At 63.0% G+C, this 19,162-nt stretch carries 12 protein-coding genes and 6 pseudogenes; 9 read left to right on the top strand and 9 right to left on the bottom strand.

Annotated elements, in window-relative coordinates; translation table 11 throughout:
* Positions 1–77 precede the first annotated feature (77 nt).
* A complete protein-coding gene (locus tag PP4_RS16360; RefSeq protein ID WP_016500309.1) occupies positions 78–2,972 on the top strand; it encodes an HD domain-containing phosphohydrolase in 2,895 nt (964 codons plus the stop codon).
* Between the two features lie 20 nt (positions 2,973–2,992).
* Here PP4_RS16360 and PP4_RS16355 read toward each other — a convergent pair whose 3' ends face one another.
* Positions 2,993–4,705, bottom strand: coding sequence for an FAD-dependent oxidoreductase (locus PP4_RS16355; RefSeq protein ID WP_016500308.1), 1,713 nt, complete (start codon positions 4,703–4,705; stop codon positions 2,993–2,995).
* Between the two features lie 194 nt (positions 4,706–4,899).
* Here PP4_RS16355 and PP4_RS16350 point away from each other — a divergent pair, with 194 nt between their 5' ends.
* The 3 genes from PP4_RS16350 to PP4_RS16340 all read left to right on the top strand — a co-directional run bounded on the left by PP4_RS16350 (position 4,900) and on the right by PP4_RS16340 (position 7,716).
* The gene (locus tag PP4_RS16350) at positions 4,900–5,676 is read left to right on the top strand and encodes an IclR family transcriptional regulator (RefSeq protein WP_016500307.1); all 777 of its coding nucleotides are present in this window, start codon (positions 4,900–4,902) and stop codon (positions 5,674–5,676) included.
* A gap of 140 nt (positions 5,677–5,816) precedes the next feature.
* Positions 5,817–6,869: a Gfo/Idh/MocA family protein gene (locus PP4_RS16345; RefSeq protein WP_016500306.1), complete on the top strand. Its 1,053-nt coding sequence runs from the start codon at positions 5,817–5,819 to the stop codon at positions 6,867–6,869.
* A gap of 31 nt (positions 6,870–6,900) precedes the next feature.
* A complete protein-coding gene (locus PP4_RS16340) occupies positions 6,901–7,716 on the top strand; it encodes a sugar phosphate isomerase/epimerase family protein (protein ID WP_016500305.1) in 816 nt (271 codons plus the stop codon).
* Between the two features lie 245 nt (positions 7,717–7,961).
* Here the strand turns inward: PP4_RS16340 and PP4_RS16335 are convergent, their stop codons facing one another.
* A complete protein-coding gene (locus PP4_RS16335) occupies positions 7,962–9,251 on the bottom strand; it encodes an MFS transporter (RefSeq protein ID WP_370453635.1) in 1,290 nt (429 codons plus the stop codon).
* A gap of 307 nt (positions 9,252–9,558) precedes the next feature.
* Positions 9,559–9,972: a histone-like nucleoid-structuring protein, MvaT/MvaU family gene (locus tag PP4_RS16330; RefSeq protein ID WP_016500303.1), complete on the bottom strand. Its 414-nt coding sequence runs from the start codon at positions 9,970–9,972 to the stop codon at positions 9,559–9,561.
* 324 nt (positions 9,973–10,296) lie between these two features.
* Here PP4_RS16330 and PP4_RS16325 point away from each other — a divergent pair, with 324 nt between their 5' ends.
* Positions 10,297–10,494, top strand: a complete 198-nt coding sequence (locus PP4_RS16325; protein ID WP_016500302.1) for a hypothetical protein — start codon at positions 10,297–10,299, stop codon at positions 10,492–10,494.
* 2 nt (positions 10,495–10,496) lie between these two features.
* A pseudogene (locus tag PP4_RS29865) lies at positions 10,497–10,958 on the top strand (hypothetical protein); the annotation flags it as partial.
* Here PP4_RS29865 and PP4_RS16320 read toward each other — a convergent pair.
* A pseudogene (locus PP4_RS16320) lies at positions 10,958–11,347 on the bottom strand (T6SS effector BTH_I2691 family protein); the annotation flags it as partial. The pseudogenes PP4_RS29865 and PP4_RS16320 overlap by 1 nt on opposite strands.
* Positions 11,334–11,738: pseudogene (locus PP4_RS28090) on the bottom strand (type VI secretion system ImpA family N-terminal domain-containing protein); the annotation flags it as partial. The pseudogenes PP4_RS16320 and PP4_RS28090, both read right to left, overlap by 14 nt.
* Here PP4_RS28090 and PP4_RS29585 point away from each other — a divergent pair.
* The 3 pseudogenes from PP4_RS29585 to tssM all read left to right on the top strand — a co-directional run.
* Positions 11,727–11,897, top strand: a pseudogene (locus tag PP4_RS29585) (type VI secretion system baseplate subunit TssF); the annotation flags it as partial. The pseudogenes PP4_RS28090 and PP4_RS29585 overlap by 12 nt on opposite strands.
* A pseudogene (locus PP4_RS28085) lies at positions 11,861–12,217 on the top strand (type VI secretion system baseplate subunit TssG); the annotation flags it as partial. The pseudogenes PP4_RS29585 and PP4_RS28085, both read left to right, overlap by 37 nt.
* A pseudogene (gene tssM / locus PP4_RS16310) lies at positions 12,190–14,565 on the top strand (type VI secretion system membrane subunit TssM); the annotation flags it as partial. The pseudogenes PP4_RS28085 and tssM, both read left to right, overlap by 28 nt.
* Before the next feature lie 19 nt (positions 14,566–14,584).
* On the opposite strand, the gene PP4_RS16305 reads toward tssM, so the two are convergent.
* From PP4_RS16305 to PP4_RS16290, 4 genes are read right to left on the bottom strand one after another with little or no spacing between them, the layout of a single operon-like run.
* On the bottom strand, positions 14,585–16,267 hold the full coding sequence (locus tag PP4_RS16305; protein WP_016500296.1) for an FAD-dependent oxidoreductase: 1,683 nt from the start codon (positions 16,265–16,267) through the stop codon (positions 14,585–14,587).
* Positions 16,268–16,309: 42 nt separating this feature from the next.
* Positions 16,310–16,630: an NIPSNAP family protein gene (locus tag PP4_RS16300; protein ID WP_016500295.1), complete on the bottom strand. Its 321-nt coding sequence runs from the start codon at positions 16,628–16,630 to the stop codon at positions 16,310–16,312.
* Positions 16,615–18,348, bottom strand: coding sequence for an FAD-dependent oxidoreductase (locus tag PP4_RS16295; protein ID WP_016500294.1), 1,734 nt, complete (start codon positions 18,346–18,348; stop codon positions 16,615–16,617). The genes PP4_RS16300 and PP4_RS16295 overlap by 16 nt, the downstream gene beginning before the upstream one ends.
* Before the next feature lie 4 nt (positions 18,349–18,352).
* Positions 18,353–19,162, bottom strand: coding sequence for a shikimate dehydrogenase family protein (locus PP4_RS16290; protein ID WP_016500293.1), 810 nt, complete (start codon positions 19,160–19,162; stop codon positions 18,353–18,355).

The raw sequence follows: 19,162 nt of genomic DNA, 5'->3' as shown, positions 1-19,162 counted from the left end.
ACGCTGCCTGCGAATGGCCCTGGCCTGCATGATCGTTCTGGCTGCTCCTTCAAACTGCCACACATGGAGTACCTGGAATGGGCTGCGTGTCGAATGGCCGTGTTGCCGGTAAAGCCGGGCGTGGCATCTCGCTGCAATGGCTGGTAGCGCTGGCCGTCGTGCTGGGCATGCTGTTGCTCGGCGCCGCCCTGGCCTGGCAGGGTTATTACGGCATTCGCCAGACCCTGGTAGCCGCCGCCGGCGATGCCGCCCAGCAAGTTGGCAAGACCATCGACGAACGCGCCCGGCGGCTGATCGACCCGGCACAAAGCAGTATCCGCCTGCTGGCCCACAACCCCGCTGCACATACCCAGGCACAGCGCTTCGAACGGCTGCCACAGCTGGTCGAGACGCTGGATGCCAACCGCATGCTCAGTGCTGCCTACATCGGTTACACCAATGGTGATTTCCTGCTGGTGCGCCGGCTGCGGGACCCACAGCTGCTGCAGCGCTTTGCCGCGCCGGCGGGCACGGCGTTTCTGGTGCAGAGTGTCAGCCGGGGTGAAGGCGGGGTGGTACAGGGCGAGTGGCGCTACTACGACAGGGCGTTGAACCTGTTGCAGGCTCAGGCCAAACCCGATTACCGCTACGACCCACGCACGCGCCCGTGGTTCGCCGAAGCCAGCGCACAGCGCGGTACCGCGCTAACCCCGCCCTATGTGTTCTTCACCACCCGCGAGATCGGCCTGACCATGGCGCAGCGCAGCGTTGACGGTGGTGCAGTGATCGGCATGGATGTTTCGGTCAACGACCTGGCCAGCGAAACCCAGGGGCTGCGCATCACCCCCGGCACAGAGATTGCGGTGGTCGACGACCAAGGCAGCGTCGTGGCCTACCCGAACCTGCAGCGGGTAATCGTGCATGAAGGGCAGGGCCTGCGCCTGTCGCGTGTCGGCGAACTGGGCGTTGCAAGCCTGCAACACCTTTACGCTGACCAGCAGCAAGGCACCCGGGCACAGCCCTATCAGGTGCAGGGCCAGACCTGGTATGGCATGCGCATCCCGCTGACCAACCTGGCCGGGCAGGACCTGCAGGTGCTGATTGCCGTGCCGGCCCATGAGTTGTTGGCCGGTGCGCGCAAGGTGCTGTTCGAACAGTTGCTCTGGACCGCTGCGCTGATGGCCGTGCTGCTGGTGCTCGGCGGGGTACTTGGGCGGCGCATCGGTCGCCCGTTGAAGGTGCTGGCCGAGCAGGTGCAAGGCTTGGCCGGCTTCGACTTCAGCCGCGAAGTGGGGGTGAAGTCGCGGGTGACCGAAGTACGCGAACTGAGCCATGTACTGAGCCGCATGTCTGGCACCATCCGCAGCTTTCAGGCCATTACCCTCGCGCTCAGTCGCGAGCGCGACCTCGAGCACATGCTCGATGGCGTACTCACCCACCTGGTGCATGCTGCCGGGGCCGATGCTGGTGTGGTGTACCTGTTTGACGCCGAGCACGCGCTGCTGCGCCTGGCCGCCTCCTGCCGCGGTGAGCAATACCCGGCCGAGCTGGCCGTGGATGAAGCTGCCCGGCCCACGCTGCCCGCTGCCGTGAACCAGGCCCTCGGCCTGCACGAGCGCAGCCTGGCTGTGGTGCTGAAAGACCGTAGCCAGGCGCTGTTGGGCATCCTGGTGCTGCAACTGGACGACGACCAGCTGGGCCAGCCGTTCCGGCAGTTTGTCGAAGAGCTGTCGGGTGTGGTGGCTGTGGCCATCGAGACGCGGCAGCTGGTCGAAGCCCAGCAACGCCTGATGGATGCCATGATCAAGCTGCTGGCCGACGCCATCGATGCCAAAAGCCCCTATACCGGCGGCCATTGCGAGCGGGTGCCGCAGCTGGCGCAGATGCTGCTGGACCAGGTAGTTGCCGCCGACACCGGCCCCTATGCCAGCTTCAACATGACCGAAGCCGAGCGCTATGAATTTCGCGTGGCGGCCTGGCTGCACGATTGTGGCAAGGTCACCAGCCCCGAGTATGTGGTGGACAAGGCGACAAAGCTGGAAACCCTGCACAATCGCATTCACGAGGTGCGCATGCGCTTTGAAGTGCTGTGGCGCGATGCCGAGCTCGCGTACTGGCAGGGCCTGGCCAGCGGTGCCGATCAGCGGGCGCTGCAAGCCAGCCTGGTACAAAGCCAGGATCGGCTGCAGAATGACTTTGCCTTCGTCGCCCAGGCCAACATCGGCGGCGAGTTCATGCAGGACGCCGACATCGAGCGTTTGCAGCAGATTGGCCAGCGCCGCTGGCAGCGCCACTTCGACAACCGCCTGGGCATTTCCCGCGACGAGGCGGAGCGTTTTGCAGGTTTACCGCAACCTGCACTCCCGGTAGACGAACCCCTGCTGGCCGACCGGCCGGAGCACCGCGTGCCCTGGGGTGAACGCAAACCACCGGTGGCCAAGGGCGACCCGCGCAACCACTGGGGGTTCGACATGCGCCTGCCAGCCCATGCCAGCGACCATGGCGAGCTGTACAACCTGTCGATTCGACGCGGTACGCTGAATGACGAGGAACGCTTCAAGATCAATGAGCACATCGTGCAGACCATCATCATGCTCAGCGCGCTGCCGTTTCCACGCCAGCTGAAAAGGGTACCGGCCATTGCCGGCAACCACCACGAGAAGATGGATGGCAGCGGTTACCCGCGCCGGCTGGGCGAGCACGACCTGGGCATTGCCGAACGGGTGATGGCGATTGCCGACATCTTCGAAGCGCTGACCGCTGCCGACCGGCCGTACAAGCCACCGAAGACGCTGTCCGAATCAGTAAAAATCCTGGTGTTCATGGCCCGCGACAGGCACATCGACGGGCAACTGCTGCACCTGTTCTTGAGCAGCGGGGTGTACCGCCAGTATGCCGAGCGTTTCCTGCGCGCCGAGCAGATCGACGAGGTCGATGTGCCTTACTGGCTGGCGCAGATATCCGCTTCGAGCGCAGCAATGCCTGCCACCTGATGCAAACCTTTCGGCGTACCTCACTCGTACCCTTGCACCCCGGCAATGTGCCGCCCGGCCACATAACCAAAGGTCAGCGCCGGGCCCAGGTTGATGCCACCCGACGGGTACCAGCCCCCAAACACGCTGGCCATGTCGGTACCTGCAGCATACAACCCCGGGATCGGCTGCCCGGCCTCGTCCAGCACGCGGGCATTGCCATCGGTGCGCAGCCCGGCAAAGGTGCCAAAGCAGCCAGGCTTCACCTTCACCGCGTAGAACGGCCCATGCTCAATGGGCGCTACACAAGGGTTGGGCCCTTTGTGCTGCGGGTCGCCCTGTTTGCGGTTGAACGGTGTGGAACCACGGCCGAATGCCGGGTCCTGGCCGTTGCGGGCGTGGCTGTTGAAGTCATCGACCGTGGCGCGTAACCCGGACGGGTCGATGCCACACGCCTGGGCGAGTTGTTCGAGCGTGGCGCCGCGCTTGAGGTAGCCGCTGCGCACATGCGGCGCTACCGGCAGCGGTGCCGGGCGGGCGTAACCCAGGCCATAGCGGCGCAAGAAGCGATGGTCGCAAACCAGCCACGAGCACACTTCCTCGTCCGACGGCACCGCCGCGACCATGGCTGACACATAGTCGTAATAGCCATGCGCTTCGTTGACAAAGCGCTTGCCGTTGGCCAGCACGCCAATGATGCCGGGCTTGCCGCGCTCGATGATGTGCGGGAAGTGGCCGACGCTGCCGTCGCGGTGCGGCACCTGCGAAACCGGTGCCCACGCCACTGGCGATTTGAGGTCGGTGGCAACCACGCCCCCGGCCGACTCGCCCAGGCGCAGGCCGTCACCGGAACAACCCTGCGGCGGCAGGGCCAGGTTGTCGTGGCCGCTGGCATCACGCGGGAAAAGCTGCCGGCGCCGGGCGCTGTCGTTGGGGAAGCCACCTGCCGCGAGTACCACGGCCTTGGCCCGGATCTGCCGGTCGCCCTGCGGTGTGCCCACCAGCACCCCACGTACCTGGCCTTCTTCGACCAGCAGGCGTTTGGCCGGCGCCGACTCCTGCAGGTGCACGCCCAGGTCTTGTGCCGACTTGGCCAGGCGCGCCACCAATGCCACGCCGTTGACCAGGTGCATCGCCCGGCCATGCCGGGCCAGGTGATACAGGTGGCGGCCAAAGCGCTTGCACACGTGCAGCAAGGCCTTGGGCGAGCGGGTCATGTTGAGGAAGGCGGCCAGGTCTGCGCCGGCCATGATCGGCATGCCCATGAATGAGGTTTCGCGCAGGGTCTTGCGCAGGCGCGGCAGCAAGGCGCCCACCTGGCGGGCGTCGTACGGCGCGGCAATTACCTGGTGGCCGCCCTGGGCCGCACCGGGTGTGTCGCCATGCATGTCCGGGATGCCGTTGCCGTCGGCAAACTGCAGCGCTGTGTGTTTTTCGAAGAACGCCACCATGTGCGGGCAGGCTTCGAGAAAGGCATCCACTCGCTCGGCGTTGTAATTCGCCCCCAGTTCATTGCGCAGGTAGGTGCGTGGCTGCTCGATGTCTTCCACAATGCCAGCCCGCTGGGCCAGCGGGTTGCGTGGCACCCATGCCCAGCCGCCCGACCACGCGGTGGCGCCGCCAAACACGGGTTCCTTCTCAAGCACGATCACCTTCTGCCCGTGCCAGGCAGCTGTCACGGCCGCAGCCAGCCCGGCGGCGCCAGAGCCTATGACCAGTACATCGTATTCGGTATCGAGAGCAGCAGAAGGCATTGCGGCGTTCCTGTTTTGTTATTAGAACAAGGTTCCATATTTTTATCCGCAGTGGGTCGGCCCGCAATGGCCTGGCAGCCTGGAAGGGCAACTACTGGGCGATAACCGGACATTTCAAGGGAGGCTGGCTGCGCGCTCTACCGCTCATATGGAATCATCTTCTAGAATCCGCAAAAAAATCAGGGAACTGTGTCATGGCTGGTAGTCAGATCGAACGCGCCTTCAGTCTTGTAGAGAGCCTTACCGGCGAACCCCAGGGGCTGCCCTTGCAAACCCTGGCCGAGCGCCTGGACATCCCCAAAAGCGCGGCCCACCGCATGCTCACCGAGCTGGTGCGGCTAGGCTACGTGCGGCAGAACCGCGACAACAGCCGCTACCAGCTGTCGGCCAAGCTGGTGGCCCTGGGCTTTCGTTACCTGTCCAGCAACGGTGCCGACATCATCCAGCCGATTCTCGACCGCCTGGCCCAGGACAGCGGCGAGCTGGTGCGCCTTGGCGTGATCGACGGTACCCGCCAGACCTGGATCGCCAAGTCCCAGGGCGCCCGCTCCGGGCTGCGCTACGACCCCGACATGGGCCGCGATGCTCCACTGTTCTACACCGCCTCCGGGCATGCCTGGCTGGCCAGCCTGGACGATGAACAGGCGCTGCAGATGGTGTTGCGCCAGGGCATTGCCGACCCTGCGCAGTTCGGCCCCAACGCACCACGTTCCACTGAGGAACTGCTTGCCTACCTGCACCGTGCCCGCGAGCAGGGGTATGCCTGGGTGGAGGAAACCTCGGCCATCGGTACCTCGGCCCTGGCGGCGGTGGTGCGTCGCCCGCAAACGGACGAGGTGATTGGCGTATTGAGCATCGCCGGGCCTAGCGCACGGATGGCGCAAAGCCGCCTGGCAGAGCTGGCGCCGCTGTTGCTGGCGGCGGCGCAGGAGCTGTCTGCAGCCAGCCGGGCAAGCGAATTGTTTGCCTGAAGGCACATTACTGGTCGATTACCGCACAGTCTGTTCTAACAGTTCTTCTGAAAAGCTGAACTTGGTTCTAAATTGTCGAGTGTTGATTCTGGAATTCGGTTTCAGAATCTGCCAAAAAACAACGACAAGAGGACAGGCTGTTGAATGCACCCCTTCGTATTGCCTTGATTGGCGCCGGCATCATGGGCCGCCAGCACTATCAGCACCTGCGTAACGTGCCGCAAGCCCAATTGTGCGCGGTGGCCGACCCGGGCCCGCAGGCCGAGGCCTTTGCCGCCGAGTGCGGCGTGCCCTGTTTTGCCGACCACCGGCAGATGCTGGAGCGTGTGCGCCCCGAGGCGGTGATCGTTGCCAACCCGAACAACCTGCATGTGGCTACCGCGCTGGATTGCATCGAGGCCGGCGTGCCAGTGCTGGTCGAGAAGCCGGTGGGCGTGCACCTGGATGAAGTTCGTGCATTGGTAGAGGGCTCGCGCAGCCGGGGTGTGCCAGTGCTGGTCGGCCATCACCGGCGGCACAATCCACTGATCGCCAAGGCGCACCAGGTGATTGCCGACGGCAAGCTGGGCCGGCTGATCAATGTCACCGCACTGTGGCAACTGCAAAAGCCAGACAGCTACTTCGACACCCCATGGCGTCGCGAGCCAGGGGCCGGCTTCTTGCTGACCAACCTGATCCACGACCTCGACCTGCTGCGGCATCTTTGCGGCGAGGTGGTGCAGGTGCAGGCGTTCACCCGCAACGATGTACGCGGTTTTGCCAATGAAGACAGCGCCGCGGTGCTGTTGCAGTTCGCCAACGGCGCATTGGGCAGCCTGACCGGCTCCGACGCGGTGGCCGCGCCGTGGAGCTGGGAGCTGGACTCCGGCGAAAGCCCGATCTACCCGCGCCAGGATGGCCAGCCTTGCTACCTGCTGGCTGGCACCCAAGGGGCGCTGAGTATTCCCCAGCTCAAGCGCTGGCACTACGCCGAGGCGGGGTCTGGCTGGCACACGCCGCTGCTGCAGAGCGAAGAAACCATTCCTGATGGCGAGGCATTGACCCTGCAGTTGCAGCATTTCGTGCGGGTTGCCCGCGGTGAGCAGGCGCCACTGATCGACGCTGCCGACGGTGGCCGCACGCTGGCGCTGATCGAAGCCATCCGCCAGGCGGCGCAAAGCGGCCGGGCCTGTGCCCCCGAGCAGATTGCCTAAGCCGACCTTGAGTTATTTTTGGTGACTAACAATGACTGATCGAATTTTCTCCCTCGCCGCCCTGACGGTGCTCGAACTGTCCCCGCCGGACATGGTTGAGGCAGCTGCCCGCGCCGGTTACAGCCACGTTGGCCTGCGCCTGGTGCCGGCCACCGAACAGGAGCAGCACTTCCCGCTTGTGGCCGACGCCGACCTGCGCCGGCAAACCCAGGCGCGCCTGCGCGACACCGGTATCAAGGTGCTCGACCTGGAAATACTGCGCCTGAAGCCCGAAACCTGCGTGGCCGATTTCGAACCGATTCTGGCGGTAGGCGCCGAGCTAGGTGGCACAGAGCTGCTGGTGGCCGGCAACGACCCGGATGAAGCCCGTCTGACCGAGCGCTTCGCCGCGTTGTGTGACCTGGCAGCGGGGTATGGCATTTACCCGCATCTGGAGTTCATGCCCTGGACCGATGTGCGCGACCTGAGCCGGGCCATGCGGGTGGTGGCCAACGCCGACCGCAGCAATGGCTGCGTACTGGTGGATGCCTTCCACTTCAATCGTTCCCGGTCTTCGCTGGACGACCTGGCACAACTGGCGCCGCAGCGCATGCGCTACGCCCAGCTGTGCGACGTCGCCGGCCCGGTACCCGCCGACATGGACGAGATCCTGCGGCAGGCGCGAAACGAGCGGCGCTTCCCCGGTGACGGCGATGCCGACCTGGTCAGCCTGCTGCGCGGCCTGCCGCCCACCGTGCCGCTGAGCCTGGAAATCCCCACACGGCAGCTGCTGGAGCAAGGCGTCAGCGGCGAACAGCGCGCGCGCATGGCGCTGGAGAAGGCCATGGCGGTGCTGGCCATTGTCTGATTTCGGAACCATCACGCAGTCTCCCGCTTCACCCCTGTAGGAGCAGCCTTGTGCTGCGAAGAGGCCGGTAAGGCTAAAGATTATCCTCGGCTGCAATGGCCTCTTCGCAGCGCAAGGCTGCTCCTACAGGACTTGTGATTCCCTTGCAGTCAACGCTGCCCCACAGAAAACGCGCTTTCACGGTCTGATCATCAGACCAAAAAAAGGGCCCGCAAGGGCCCCGTAGAGGTAAGTGGCTAGCGCCCTCAGGCGCTCTCGACCTTGCGTGGTGCCATGAAGTACATCCACACCAGCGCCAGGAAATACATGGCCGGAATCATCGTGAACAACACGGCATAGTTGTTGTTGGTGGCGGTCAGCACGCTGCCGACGATCTGCGTCATGAACATCCCGCCAATCGCCGCGCACATGCTGCCGAAGCCGAACACCGTGCTCACCAGGTGCTTGGGCGTGTAGTCCATCACCAGGCTCCAGATATTCGCTGTCCACGCCTGATGCGCGCCGACCGCCAGCGAGATGGCGGCCACTGCGACCCACAGGCCACTGGCGTTGGCGGCAAAGACGACGCTGACCATGGTGCAGGCAAAGATCAGCATCGACACCAGCCGTGCGGTGGTGGCCCGCACGCCACGGCCGATCAGCCAGGACGACAGGATGCCGCCGCCGATGCTGCCAAAGTCCGCCGTCAGCCAGATGATGATCAGCGGGATGCCCATCTGGGTCACGTTGATGCCCAGGCTGTATTGCTGGTTCAGAAACGGCGGCAGCCAGTACAGGTAGAACCAGAACACCGGCGCGGTGATCGCATAGGCCACCGCAAACGCCCAGGTGCCACGCAGGCGCAGGATACGGCTGAACGGCACGCGGGCAGGCTCGGGTTCATCGTCCTGCTGGATGTACTGCACCTCGCTCTGGCGCACGCTGGGGTGGTCTTCAGGGTTGTAGTACTTCAACACCCACAACACCACCCACACCAGGCCCAGGCTGCCCATGGCGATGAACGCGGCCTGCCAGCCCCACACGGCGAGGATCAGCGGCAGCAGGGCCGGGGTGACCATGGCGCCGACGTTGGTGCCGGCGTTGAACAGGCCGGTAGCGATGGCCCGTTCACCCGCCGGGAACCACAGCCGCACGGTCTTCACGCAGGCCGGGTAGTTGGCGGCCTCGGTCAGGCCCAGGATGAAACGGCAGACCATGAAGCCGGCTGCCGAAGTGGCCAGGCCATGGGCGCCAGTGGCCAGGCTCCACAGCAGTACGGCGAAGAAGAAGGCGCGTTTTACCCCAACCTTGTCGATCAGCCTGCCCTGCAGCAGAAAGCCGATGGCATAGCCGACCTGAAACCAGAAGTTGATGTTGGCGTAGTCCATCGCCGTCCAGCTCATCTCCTTGGCCAGCACGGGCTGCATGATGCCAAGGGCGGCTCGGTCGATGTAGTTCAGGGTGGTGGCGAAGAACACCAGGGCAAGCATGCCCCAACGGGTCTTGCCGACGCCGAAGGCGCCACGAAGCTTGTCGCCAATCGAACCCTGGTGCATCCGGGGCGCGGCGGGGGTGGTCTTGGTGTGGTTCATAAACTGCTCGTTTCTTGAAATTGTATTCAGCTGCGGTACTACAGGTGCGTGACCAAGTCCCAGGCAGGGGGCACGCAAGGCCGGTGCATGGTGCGCAGTGAAGACGGCAGCGTCAATTCGAGAGACGGGCTACTGTTCGGTTACCGAACGGTTGCGTTGCCCTGTGGGCGCGGCAGGGATTCACGTCATTAAAGGTTAGAAGGCTTTCACCCTTGTTGCTTGATGGGCGCAGGCCAGGCAGGGAAGGGCAGGCTGTGCTGCACAGCAATGGCTACAGGCCAGGTTTGTGCGTGCACACCGACCATGCAGTTGCCCAGCTTTCGACCTCGGCACGGCCGTACTGCTTTATCCACAACCTTACGGTTTTGTGCAGGGTGCTTTTTGCTTCTACTTCCTCCCCGGTATGAGGGTTTATGTAGTATTTGCTTTGCCGAGCCCTGTAACGTGCGGGCGATACGACCGGGGGCGGTTGTTGATAGACACCGTAACCCTGGGTTGCGATTTCACTCTCGATGATGGCCAGTATGTTCGAGAGATTGAACTGATATTCGGCAAGCAGGTTGTGGAGTTTGCTTTCGAACTCGAATTCGCGGATGAGGCGCGGGTCGATTTGTATGAATGAGAGTTCGGACTTTTTAGTCGCGAGTAGTCGTTCGAGGGCGCGGAACTCGGCGAGGCGGGACATGGTTAATCTCCATCGACTGATGGGGTTAGTGTTAAGGGTTGCCGAACGGAAATGCAAGCGGCGAAATAATTTGAAGGATTTTTCTTGGTTAACCACCATGGCTTTGTGATTCGTGGAGTTGTTTAGTTTTATGAGCTTTGTGTAAGGATATTCTGACGCCGGAGGAACTATTGGTATCAGGGAATTACCGTTGGTTAAACTGCCTGTGAGCGCTTGTTGGGTGATTGGGCCGAAAGACGGCCTAATCACGTGACTGACAGGTTTAGAGTTAGGGGAATGATCTCGTTTGGGTGCTGGCGTGTATTCGGGCAAAAGGAAGCGCGCATGACTAACGCCTCCGTCAGCAATGCCACCTCCGGCCCTGCCTGCAGCGCACGCATCTCTGTAGGTGCTGGCCTAGTTATGTCTTTCGAGAACACGCTAGCCAACCAAAATAACATCTCACTGCATCTCGCTTACAGCGCCAATCAAGGGTTAGACAAAGACAATGAGACCCATACAATCTTTCGTCTGGAGCGCTGATCATGACAACCACCTGGATATTTAGCCCAACCTCAGACTCCCGAACTAAGCCGGCCATTGGCGGACAGCTTCTAAGCTTATCCGGAGACACTTTATGCCTGCGAAACCCATGGGTGACAGATTCCGTATTCATGGGAAAACTGTACTGCGCATTGATAATAGTATTGATAATTTTCCTCTACCCTGATTTGCTATCCAACGAAGCTTGGGAACCATACACTTTCAGCCCAATCTTGCTCATTGGAACGGCAACAGGCCCTTTCATTTTCCTTCCATTTCTAATTTACCGAATATATTTCATTAAACACTTATCAAGTTTCTGCCTCAATCGCTCAACTCAAAAAATCTACTACCGACGCTTGAGCAAGGTATTAGTCTTTGAGTGGAGCAACACCGGAGGTGGTATTTTCAAGCGCACCGAATACGGCGGTTCATCATTCAGCACCGGTTACGCCCTCGCATTCACTCGCGCAGTGGTGGTCAGTTCTATCGATATTGTCCGGCTACCCGAGATGCGCAGTTGTTTCATTTCCTCAACCTGCGCCATACCGCTCTTCAAATACTTCTGTGCCTCCTGGCTAAATGGATTGTCCGTGATGGTCTGTTCGGTGATTCGATAGCGCGCTGCCAACAGCCCCAACGCCTTCTCGGCATTCGCCTCCCGTGCCGCCAACAGCACCTGCTGACGCAGGCCATGACTGGCAGCCCACCGCGTCTGGCCACGCAGGCGCTTGAGCGCTACGGTATTGACCGCCTGGGCGGTAAGGTCGGTGATGTCGGCCATGGCCGGGAAGCGACCCGCCAATCCTTCGATGACGTTGTCGCTGGCGCCGAACAAAGAGCCGGCCGAATTCGTCGAGAGCAGCTGCCTCCAGCTGTGCCGCGCCCTGTTGCTGCAGGTGATTGAACGCCGCCTGCGCCGCCGCTGCATGAGTAGGACTAAAGGTGAAACGGTCAAGACGCGGTAGCGCCTCGACCAAGCGGCTGACTACCAGGCCAACCAGCTTGCGCTTGCCCAGAAAGCCTTTCGGCCCCGGCTTGGGGTGAGCAGGTTCCCAGTAGCACTCGATCATGCCGGCCAACAGCGCCAGGCTGAATCCCCAACGCTCCCAGCAGCCGCTACGCAGCCATGCGGCACTCAGGTGCGCAACAATTCGCAAATGCTTGCATTGCTGGCTCAGGTACTGACGGGACGCTTCTTCGATGTAGACCCAGTCGATCGAGGCGTGCTGCAGCCCGCCTTCCTCTGCGAGGGCGACTTGTACCTGTTCAGCTGCGTGCTCGCCCACTTCTTCGCCCTGTACGCCAGCATCAACTCCTTCCATCAGCTGGAAGTGATCAACACCACCAATAACGAGCACTACACATGGCCAATACAGACCGGCAAGCAACCGCTGATCTAGCCGACAAGCTGCTCTCGGAGGCGCATCAGTACAACTTCTTCCAGTTGCTGGAGCGGCTGCACGGGCTGCATGGCGATGACCTCGAACCACGTTGGCCGGACGAAGTCACCCGGCGGCGGGTGCGCCTGGCCTGCGACCCACGGCTGAGCTTCCCGGTGTCAGACGTGTACAAAGCCCAGAGGATACCCGCTGAGCAAGAACGCTACCGCGTCGTTGCCACGTTTCTGGGCTTGCACGGCACCGATTCGCCATTGCCCACCTACTACCTGGAACAGGTGGCCTATGAACATGCGCAGGGCAGCCCTACAAGACGAAACTTCCCCTGCGTGAGGGCAAGGCGCAGGGCAAGGCGTTGGTCTACTTCATCCAGCAAGCATTCAGGCGGGTTATCTACCAGGAGGCCGGCCTGGCGGGCGACAACGTCCGGGTAGCGCGCAGCAAGCGCCAATTGCTGTGGATTGGTTCTGGCGTAGGCCTCCTGGCGTTCAGTATCGCCATCGCCAGCTGGCAGCGCTACTTCGATATCAATAGCTCCAAGGCTGCCAGTGTGTTCGCCAAAAGCCAGGAGTACAGCCGTCACGAAGTCGATCTGCGGCTTGATCCGACCGGGCGCAACCTGCTGGAGCCACTGGACCAGATTCGCGATGCGGTGGCGGTGTTTGGCGACTATCGCGCGGCGTGGCTGGGTGTTGCCGATTTTGGTCTGTATCAAGGGCGCAACATTGGCCCCCTGGTTGATGAGGCGTACCTGAGCTTGTTGTCCAGGCGTTTCTTGCCGGCGTTGGCCAGTGGTGTGATCGATGCCATGAACGCAGCGCCCTCTGGCAGCGAGCAGCAAATGGCCGCGCTCAGGGTTTACCGGATGATCGAGGATCGCGACAGCCGCCGGCCCGAATGGGTCGAGGACTGGATGGCCCGTCATTGGCAACGGGCATTTCCTGGGCAAGGGCAACTGCAGCGTGACCTCATGCAGCATTTGAAGTACGCCTTGGCCTATGCAGACACGGATTTGCCGCAGTACCGTCAGCGTGTCAGCGAAGTGCAGCAGGCGTTGCGCAAATTGCCGTTGCCACAGCGGGTCTATGCAGTGCTGAAGCAACAGGCGCAAGAGCAGTTGCACAGCGGTCTGGACCTGCGCCACCAGGTAGGGCCTGCGTTCGATGTGGTGTACCAGCCGTCTTCCGGGGCCAGTCAAGGGGAGAAGGAGGTACTGCTGGCCGCCATGCTTACCGCCAAAGGCTTCAGGGAATACTTCGAGCCGCGCAGCCAGCGGTTCGCTGAAATGGCGATGGTCGATCAGTGGGCCTTGGGCGAGCGCAGCCAACTCGACTATTCGGACGTCGACCGCAATGCGTTGACCGAACGGCTGCATAACCTCTACAGCGCCGATTACATTGACAGCTGGCGACGCGCCTTGAATGCATTCACCGTCGCCGACTTCCGTGATCTGGACCATGGTGTCACGGTCCTGCAGCAGTTGACCGGCCCAGCAGCACCTTTACAGCGGCTGCTGGATACGGTCAGGGATAACACCTCACTCGCTTCACCGGCTGGTGTTGAAGTAACGGGTGAACTGAATACGCTGCCCTCAGCAACGGGCAAACACGAGCAACAGCAAGCGTTGGCCATCCAGCGGGCGTTTGCAGGCTTGGGCGCGATGCTGCAGGCGACAGGAGAAAAGCCGAGCTACTACGATGAAACCCTTGGCGCTGTTGCGGCCCTGCTGGACTACGCCAAGGCCGTACAGGACAGCCCGGACCGCGGCAAGGCCGCACTGCAAGCTGTGCATCAGCGCTTTGCGATGACCGGGCATGACCCGATAGGCACCCTTCAACGTATTGCCACAGGCTTGCCGGAGCCCATCAACCACCAGGTCCGAAAGCTCGCCGACCAGACCGCCCAGGTGCTGAACGTTGAAGCACTGCGCGAACTGGAGCGGCGTTGGGATGCTGAAGTGTACAGTTTCTTCCAGCAACGTCTGGCAGGCCGCTACCCCTTTATGGTGAAGGCACCCGATGCTTCACTGGATGACTTCGAGGCGTTCTTCGGGCCGAAAGGGAGGCTGCAGCAGTTTCATGATCAGTACCTGGAGGTCTTCCTGAAGGAGAACCTTGAGGCCTTGCAGTCTGCTCAGCACGGGCAATCCTTGATTCGCGCCGACGTGATCGAGCAACTCGAGCTGGCGGATCGCATCCGCGAAACCTTCTTTGACCAGCGCGGCAAGTTGAGTGTGCAGTTCAGCATCGAGCCGTTGGGGCTCAGCGCTAACCAGCGCACCAGTCTGCTGGACCTCGATGGTCAGCTGATTTCCTACACCCATGGGCCAAGTCAGATCACCGGGATCGTCTGGCCCAATACTTTGGGGCAGCAGGTGCGCAGCAACCTTACCTTGCTGAGGCAGAACGGTAACAGCAGCAGCCTGGAGTACCGCGGGCCATGGTCGATGTTCCGCTTGCTCAGCCGCGGCTCACTCAATGGGCGGACGCCAACCAGCGTAGACCTGAGCTTCCGGACCGGTGATGGCGTGATGCGCTATCGACTGAATGCTGAAAAAGCCTTCAATCCCATCACCCAGCAACCGTTCAAAAGCTTCCGGTTGCCGCGAGGGTTGTTGCAACAGCCGCCCAAGGTGGCTCAGGTAGAGCAGGCGCATGGGCAGCCTTTATGAAAATCAGCCCTTGCGGTGTTCACTGTGAACGCAGGCCACTTAACGCTTTACCGGCCAGATACCCAAAGGTCATCCCCGGGCCAAGGGTAATACCACCACTCGGGTAATACCCGCCCATCACGCTGTGCATGTCGTTACCCACCGCAAACAGCCCGGGTATCGGCTGCCCCGCGTGGTCCAGCACCCGGGCCGAGGCGTCGGTGCCCAGGCCAGCGAAGGTGCCAAGGCTGCCTGGCAGCAGTTTAACCGCATAAAACGGCCCCTCCAGCAACGGCCGAAGCGACGGGTTGGGTGCCTGCTGCGGGTCACCCTGGGCCCTGTTGTAGGCCGATGCGCCGCGCTGGAAGGTCGGGTCTTCACCCTGTGCCGCAGCGTGGTTGAAACCGTCCACAGTGCGTTGCAACTGCGCGGCATCGATCCCGCAGCACTTCGCCAACTGTGCCAGCGTAGCGCCGCTGTGCAGGTAGCCACAGCGTTGGTAAAAGCGGGTGGGGAAGGGAAACGGCTTGGCCCAGCCGATGCCGTAGCGGCGTTGCGCGGGGTGGTCGCAGATCAGCCAGGCCTCAGGTGGCTCGCCTTGCGGCGTGGCAGCGAACAGTGCGTTCATGAAGTCATGGTAGCAATCGGCTTCGTTGACGAAGCGCCGGCCATCGCGGCGCACGGCGATGAAGCCGGGTTTGGCGCGGTCGATCAGGTGCGGGAAATGGCCGAAGGTACCATCTTTGCGTGGTACCCGCGAAACCGGTGCCCAGGCACCGGATTGCGCCAGCTTGGTACTTACCAGGCCACCGGCCTGTTCACCCAGGCGCAGGCCGTCGCCGCTGTTTTCTTTGGGCGCTGCAGAGTAATGCCGGGTGCCATCCGGCGCATGCGCCATCAATTGAGCGATGCGCTTGCGGTCGTGCGGGAAGCCGCCACAGGCCAGCACCACACCCCGGCGTGCTTGAATCGCCTGGCCATCGGCAAACAGCGCGCCGCTGACCCGGCCTTCCCCCAACAGGCGGCTGGCCGGCTTGTCGGTCAGCAGCGTCACACCCAGGTCCAGGGCGCTGCGCAGCAGGCGTGCCACCAGTGCGTTGCCGTTGACCAGTTGCTGGCCGCGTCGGTGCAGCAGCAGGTCGCGCCCGTGGCGCAGCAGGCGTTTACCTACATGCAACGCTGCCTTGGGCGAGTGTGTGGCATTGAAAAAGGCGGCCATGTCGGCGCCGCCGGCAATGCCCATGCCGGCCAGGCTGACGATGTCCAGCGGCGGGCGCAGCTTGTGCAGCCAAGGCCCGAGCAGGCGGCCGTCGTAGGGCAATGCGCACAGCGAACGGCCGCCGTTTGCGCTGCCGTCACCTTCGCGCATGTCAGGCATGCGGCTACCGGATTGAAACTGTACAGCGGTGTGCTGTTGGAAAAACGCCACCATTTCGGGGCCGTAGCGCAGGAACGCACGCTGGCGTGGGTCCAGCTCGTGCGTATGGGTTTGCGCACGCAGGTAGCGTTCTGGGGCATCGTCGTTTTCGACGATGCCTTCGGCAACGGCCAGCGGGTTGCGCGGAACCCACAGCCAGCCCCCCGACCAGGCGCTGGTGCCGCCCAGCTGGCGGGCTTTTTCCGCAACGATCACGTGCAGGCCGTGATGCGCGGCGGTAACGGCGGCCGCCAGGCCAGAGGCACCGGAACCGATAACGAGTACGTCGCATTCGAGGGGTTGCATGCAAGGGTTCCGCTCAGGCGTTGGCAGGAGATGGCTTACGGTTTACTGCAGCGGCGAAAATCCGGTGGGCCGCATCAGCCGCGATTGCAGGCGTACTACTGCCGCCAGTTCGCGGTTGCGCCGGGAGAATTCCGCCCAGCGCGGGTCGGCTGCCATCGCGGCGCGGCGAGCGATGCGCTCGTCGAGGCTGGCATAGCCCCAGATGTGCACCACCTGGTTGACGTCGCCGAACTCGCTGGTGAAAAAGCCCACCAGGTTACCCAGGTGCTCGCTTTGCACTTCCAGCGCATGGCTTTGGTACAGGGCCAGCCAGTCGGCCATTTTCAGTGGGTCGAGGGTGTAGGTTCTCAGTTCGTAGTACATGCCGGGGTCTCCGTTTGGGTGGCCGGCGCCTGCAGGCGCGCGGTGATGTGGTTGGCAGCGAGCCAGCCGAAGGTGAGGGCGGGGCCCAGGGTGATGCCGGGGCCGGGGTAGGTGCCTTTCATCAGTGAGTTCATGTCGTTGCCGACCGCATAAAGCCCGGCAATTGGCTGGCCGTCGCGGTTCAGCACGTTGGCCTGGGCGTCGGTCACCAGGCCGCAGGCCGAACCGAGGTCGCCGGTGTGGATACGGATGGCGTAGTACGGCCCGCTGGCAAGCGGCGCCAGGCATGGGTTGGGGGTGTGCTGCGGGTCGCCCATGTAGCGGTTGTAGCTGTTGCCGCCTTTGCCGAACGCGCGGTCGATGCCGTTGCAGGCGTCGGCGTTGAATTGCTCCAGGGTGTGCACGAATACCTGCGGGTCGACTCCGATGGCCTTGGCCAAGGCTTGCGGTGTTGCCGCCTGATACAGGTAACCGGCGTCGATCAGCGCCTGGTTGTTCACCGGCTTTGGCCGCGCCAGGCCCAGGCCATAGCGGTTCATGGCCTCGGCGTCGCAGACCAGCCAGCAGCTGGAAAGGCCGTTGGCGAACATGGTCTGCACGAAGTGGTGGTAGGAGTCGGATTCGTTCACAAAGCGCCGCCCGGCCGGGTTCACCGCGATCACGCCGGGTTTGGCGCGGTCTGTAACCAGATGCGGGAAGCGCTCACGCTCGCCACTGGCGTGGCGCAGTTCGGAAACCGGCGCCCAGAAGAAGTTGGCCGCCAGGCCCTCGCCCTGCGCTGCCGAAACAGCCCGGCCAAGGCGCAGGGCAGCGCCGTCGTTGGCAGCGGGTGACATGGTCAGGTGCGGTGTTTGCTGGGCTGGCCGGTAGCCAGCGGCGAGTGCGCCCGCCGCGAACCCGCCCATGGCGCACACCACACCGCCGCGGGCCAGTACCCGTTCACGGCGCCCCTCGTGCTGTACCACCACGCCCGTGACCGCGCCCTGTTCAACGATCAGTTCCAGGGCCTCGCTGCGCAGCCACAGCTGTGTGCCATGGGCAAAGGCACTGGTGGCCAGGCGGGCGATCAGTGCGTTGCCGGTAGTCAACCGGGTGCCACGCGGGTGCTGCAGGCGGTCCCGTGCGTAACGTGCCATCAGTTTCAGGCAATGCCACAACGACCTGGGCGAGCGGCGAATGCTGAGGAAATGCTGGATATCCACGCGGTTGACCATCATGCCGCCGAACAACAGCATGCCAGGCGGTGGCATTTGCAGGTCCTTGAAGCGTGGGCCGAGGTGCTTGCCGTCGTACTCGACCATTTCCAGCGCCCGACCAAACTGGGTGGCGCCAGGGGCGTCGGGGTAATAATCCGGGGAGTGCGGTCGAAGGGCGTAGCGCAGCTCGGTGTGCTGTTCCAGCCAACGCAGTGCCTGGTGGCCATGTTCGATGAAGGCGTCCGCGAGGGCTGGGTCGTAGCCGTCGCCGATCACATGTTTGAGGTAGGTGCGCATGGCCTCGGGTGAATCCTTGGCCCCCGCGGCGCGAGCTTGATCGGTGCCATACAGCCACACCGCGCCGCCGGATATCGCCGAGGTGCCGCCAAAACGTTCGGCCTTTTCCACTACCAGCACCTTCAGCCCGCGGCGAGCCGCCGTGGCGGCAGCGGCAAAACCACCGGCGCCGCTGCCCAATACCACCAGGTCAAAGCTGTGTTGTATGTGTTCAAGAGTCGCCATGGCCTCAGATCTCCTGCGGCGTCACGCCCATGAAGGCGCCAAGGTGGCCGAGTTGGGCGAAGGCCATTTCCGGGCCGGTCTGGATCGCGCAGCCTACTTGCCGGGCGCGGTTCAGCAGCGGGGTGATTTCGGGCGAAGTGACCACGTCGGCGACCAGGGTGTCTGGCTGCAACGTGGCCAGCAGGGCAGCGGACAACGGCAGTTCTGCGCCTGTGCCCATGCCGACCGGGGAGGCGTTGGCCACCAGATCGAAGTCTTCCAGCCCACTTAACTGCGTGCTGACCGAAAGCCCCGGGAAGGCATTGCCGAGCAGTTCGCACACAGCGCCCATGCGCGCTGTGCTGGGGTCGCTGAGGGTAATGCTGACGATACCTGCCTCGCCCAGTGCGTAGCTGATGGCGCTGCCAACACCGCCGCAACCGATCACCAGCGCCCGTTTGCCCGCCGGGTCAAAGCCGTGCTTGCGCGCAGCACCGAGGAAGCCGGCGCCGTCTACGTTGTCACCCAGCAGGCGCCCGTCGCGCTCGCGGCGTATTACATTGACCGAACCCAAGGCAGCCGCACGTTCGCTCAAACCGTCCAGGCGGCTGGCCAGGGCCTGTTTGTACGGCACGGTGACCACGCACCCGCGCAGGTTCTGCCAGCCGCGCAGGCTGTCGGCAAAACTGCCCAGCTCGGCTTCGTGCAGGTCGATGGGCAGCATGGCGACGTTGCAGTTGTTGTTGGCGAACCAGGTGTTGAAGTTCTCGGGGGACTTCACCTGGGCAATGGGCGAACCGACGATGGCAACCAGTTCAGTGGAACCACGAATCAT

It is taken from the genome of Pseudomonas putida NBRC 14164, assembly GCF_000412675.1.
GTDB classification, from domain to species: domain Bacteria; phylum Pseudomonadota; class Gammaproteobacteria; order Pseudomonadales; family Pseudomonadaceae; genus Aquipseudomonas; species Aquipseudomonas putida.
This window is presented reverse-complemented; position numbering and strand designations above follow the sequence as displayed.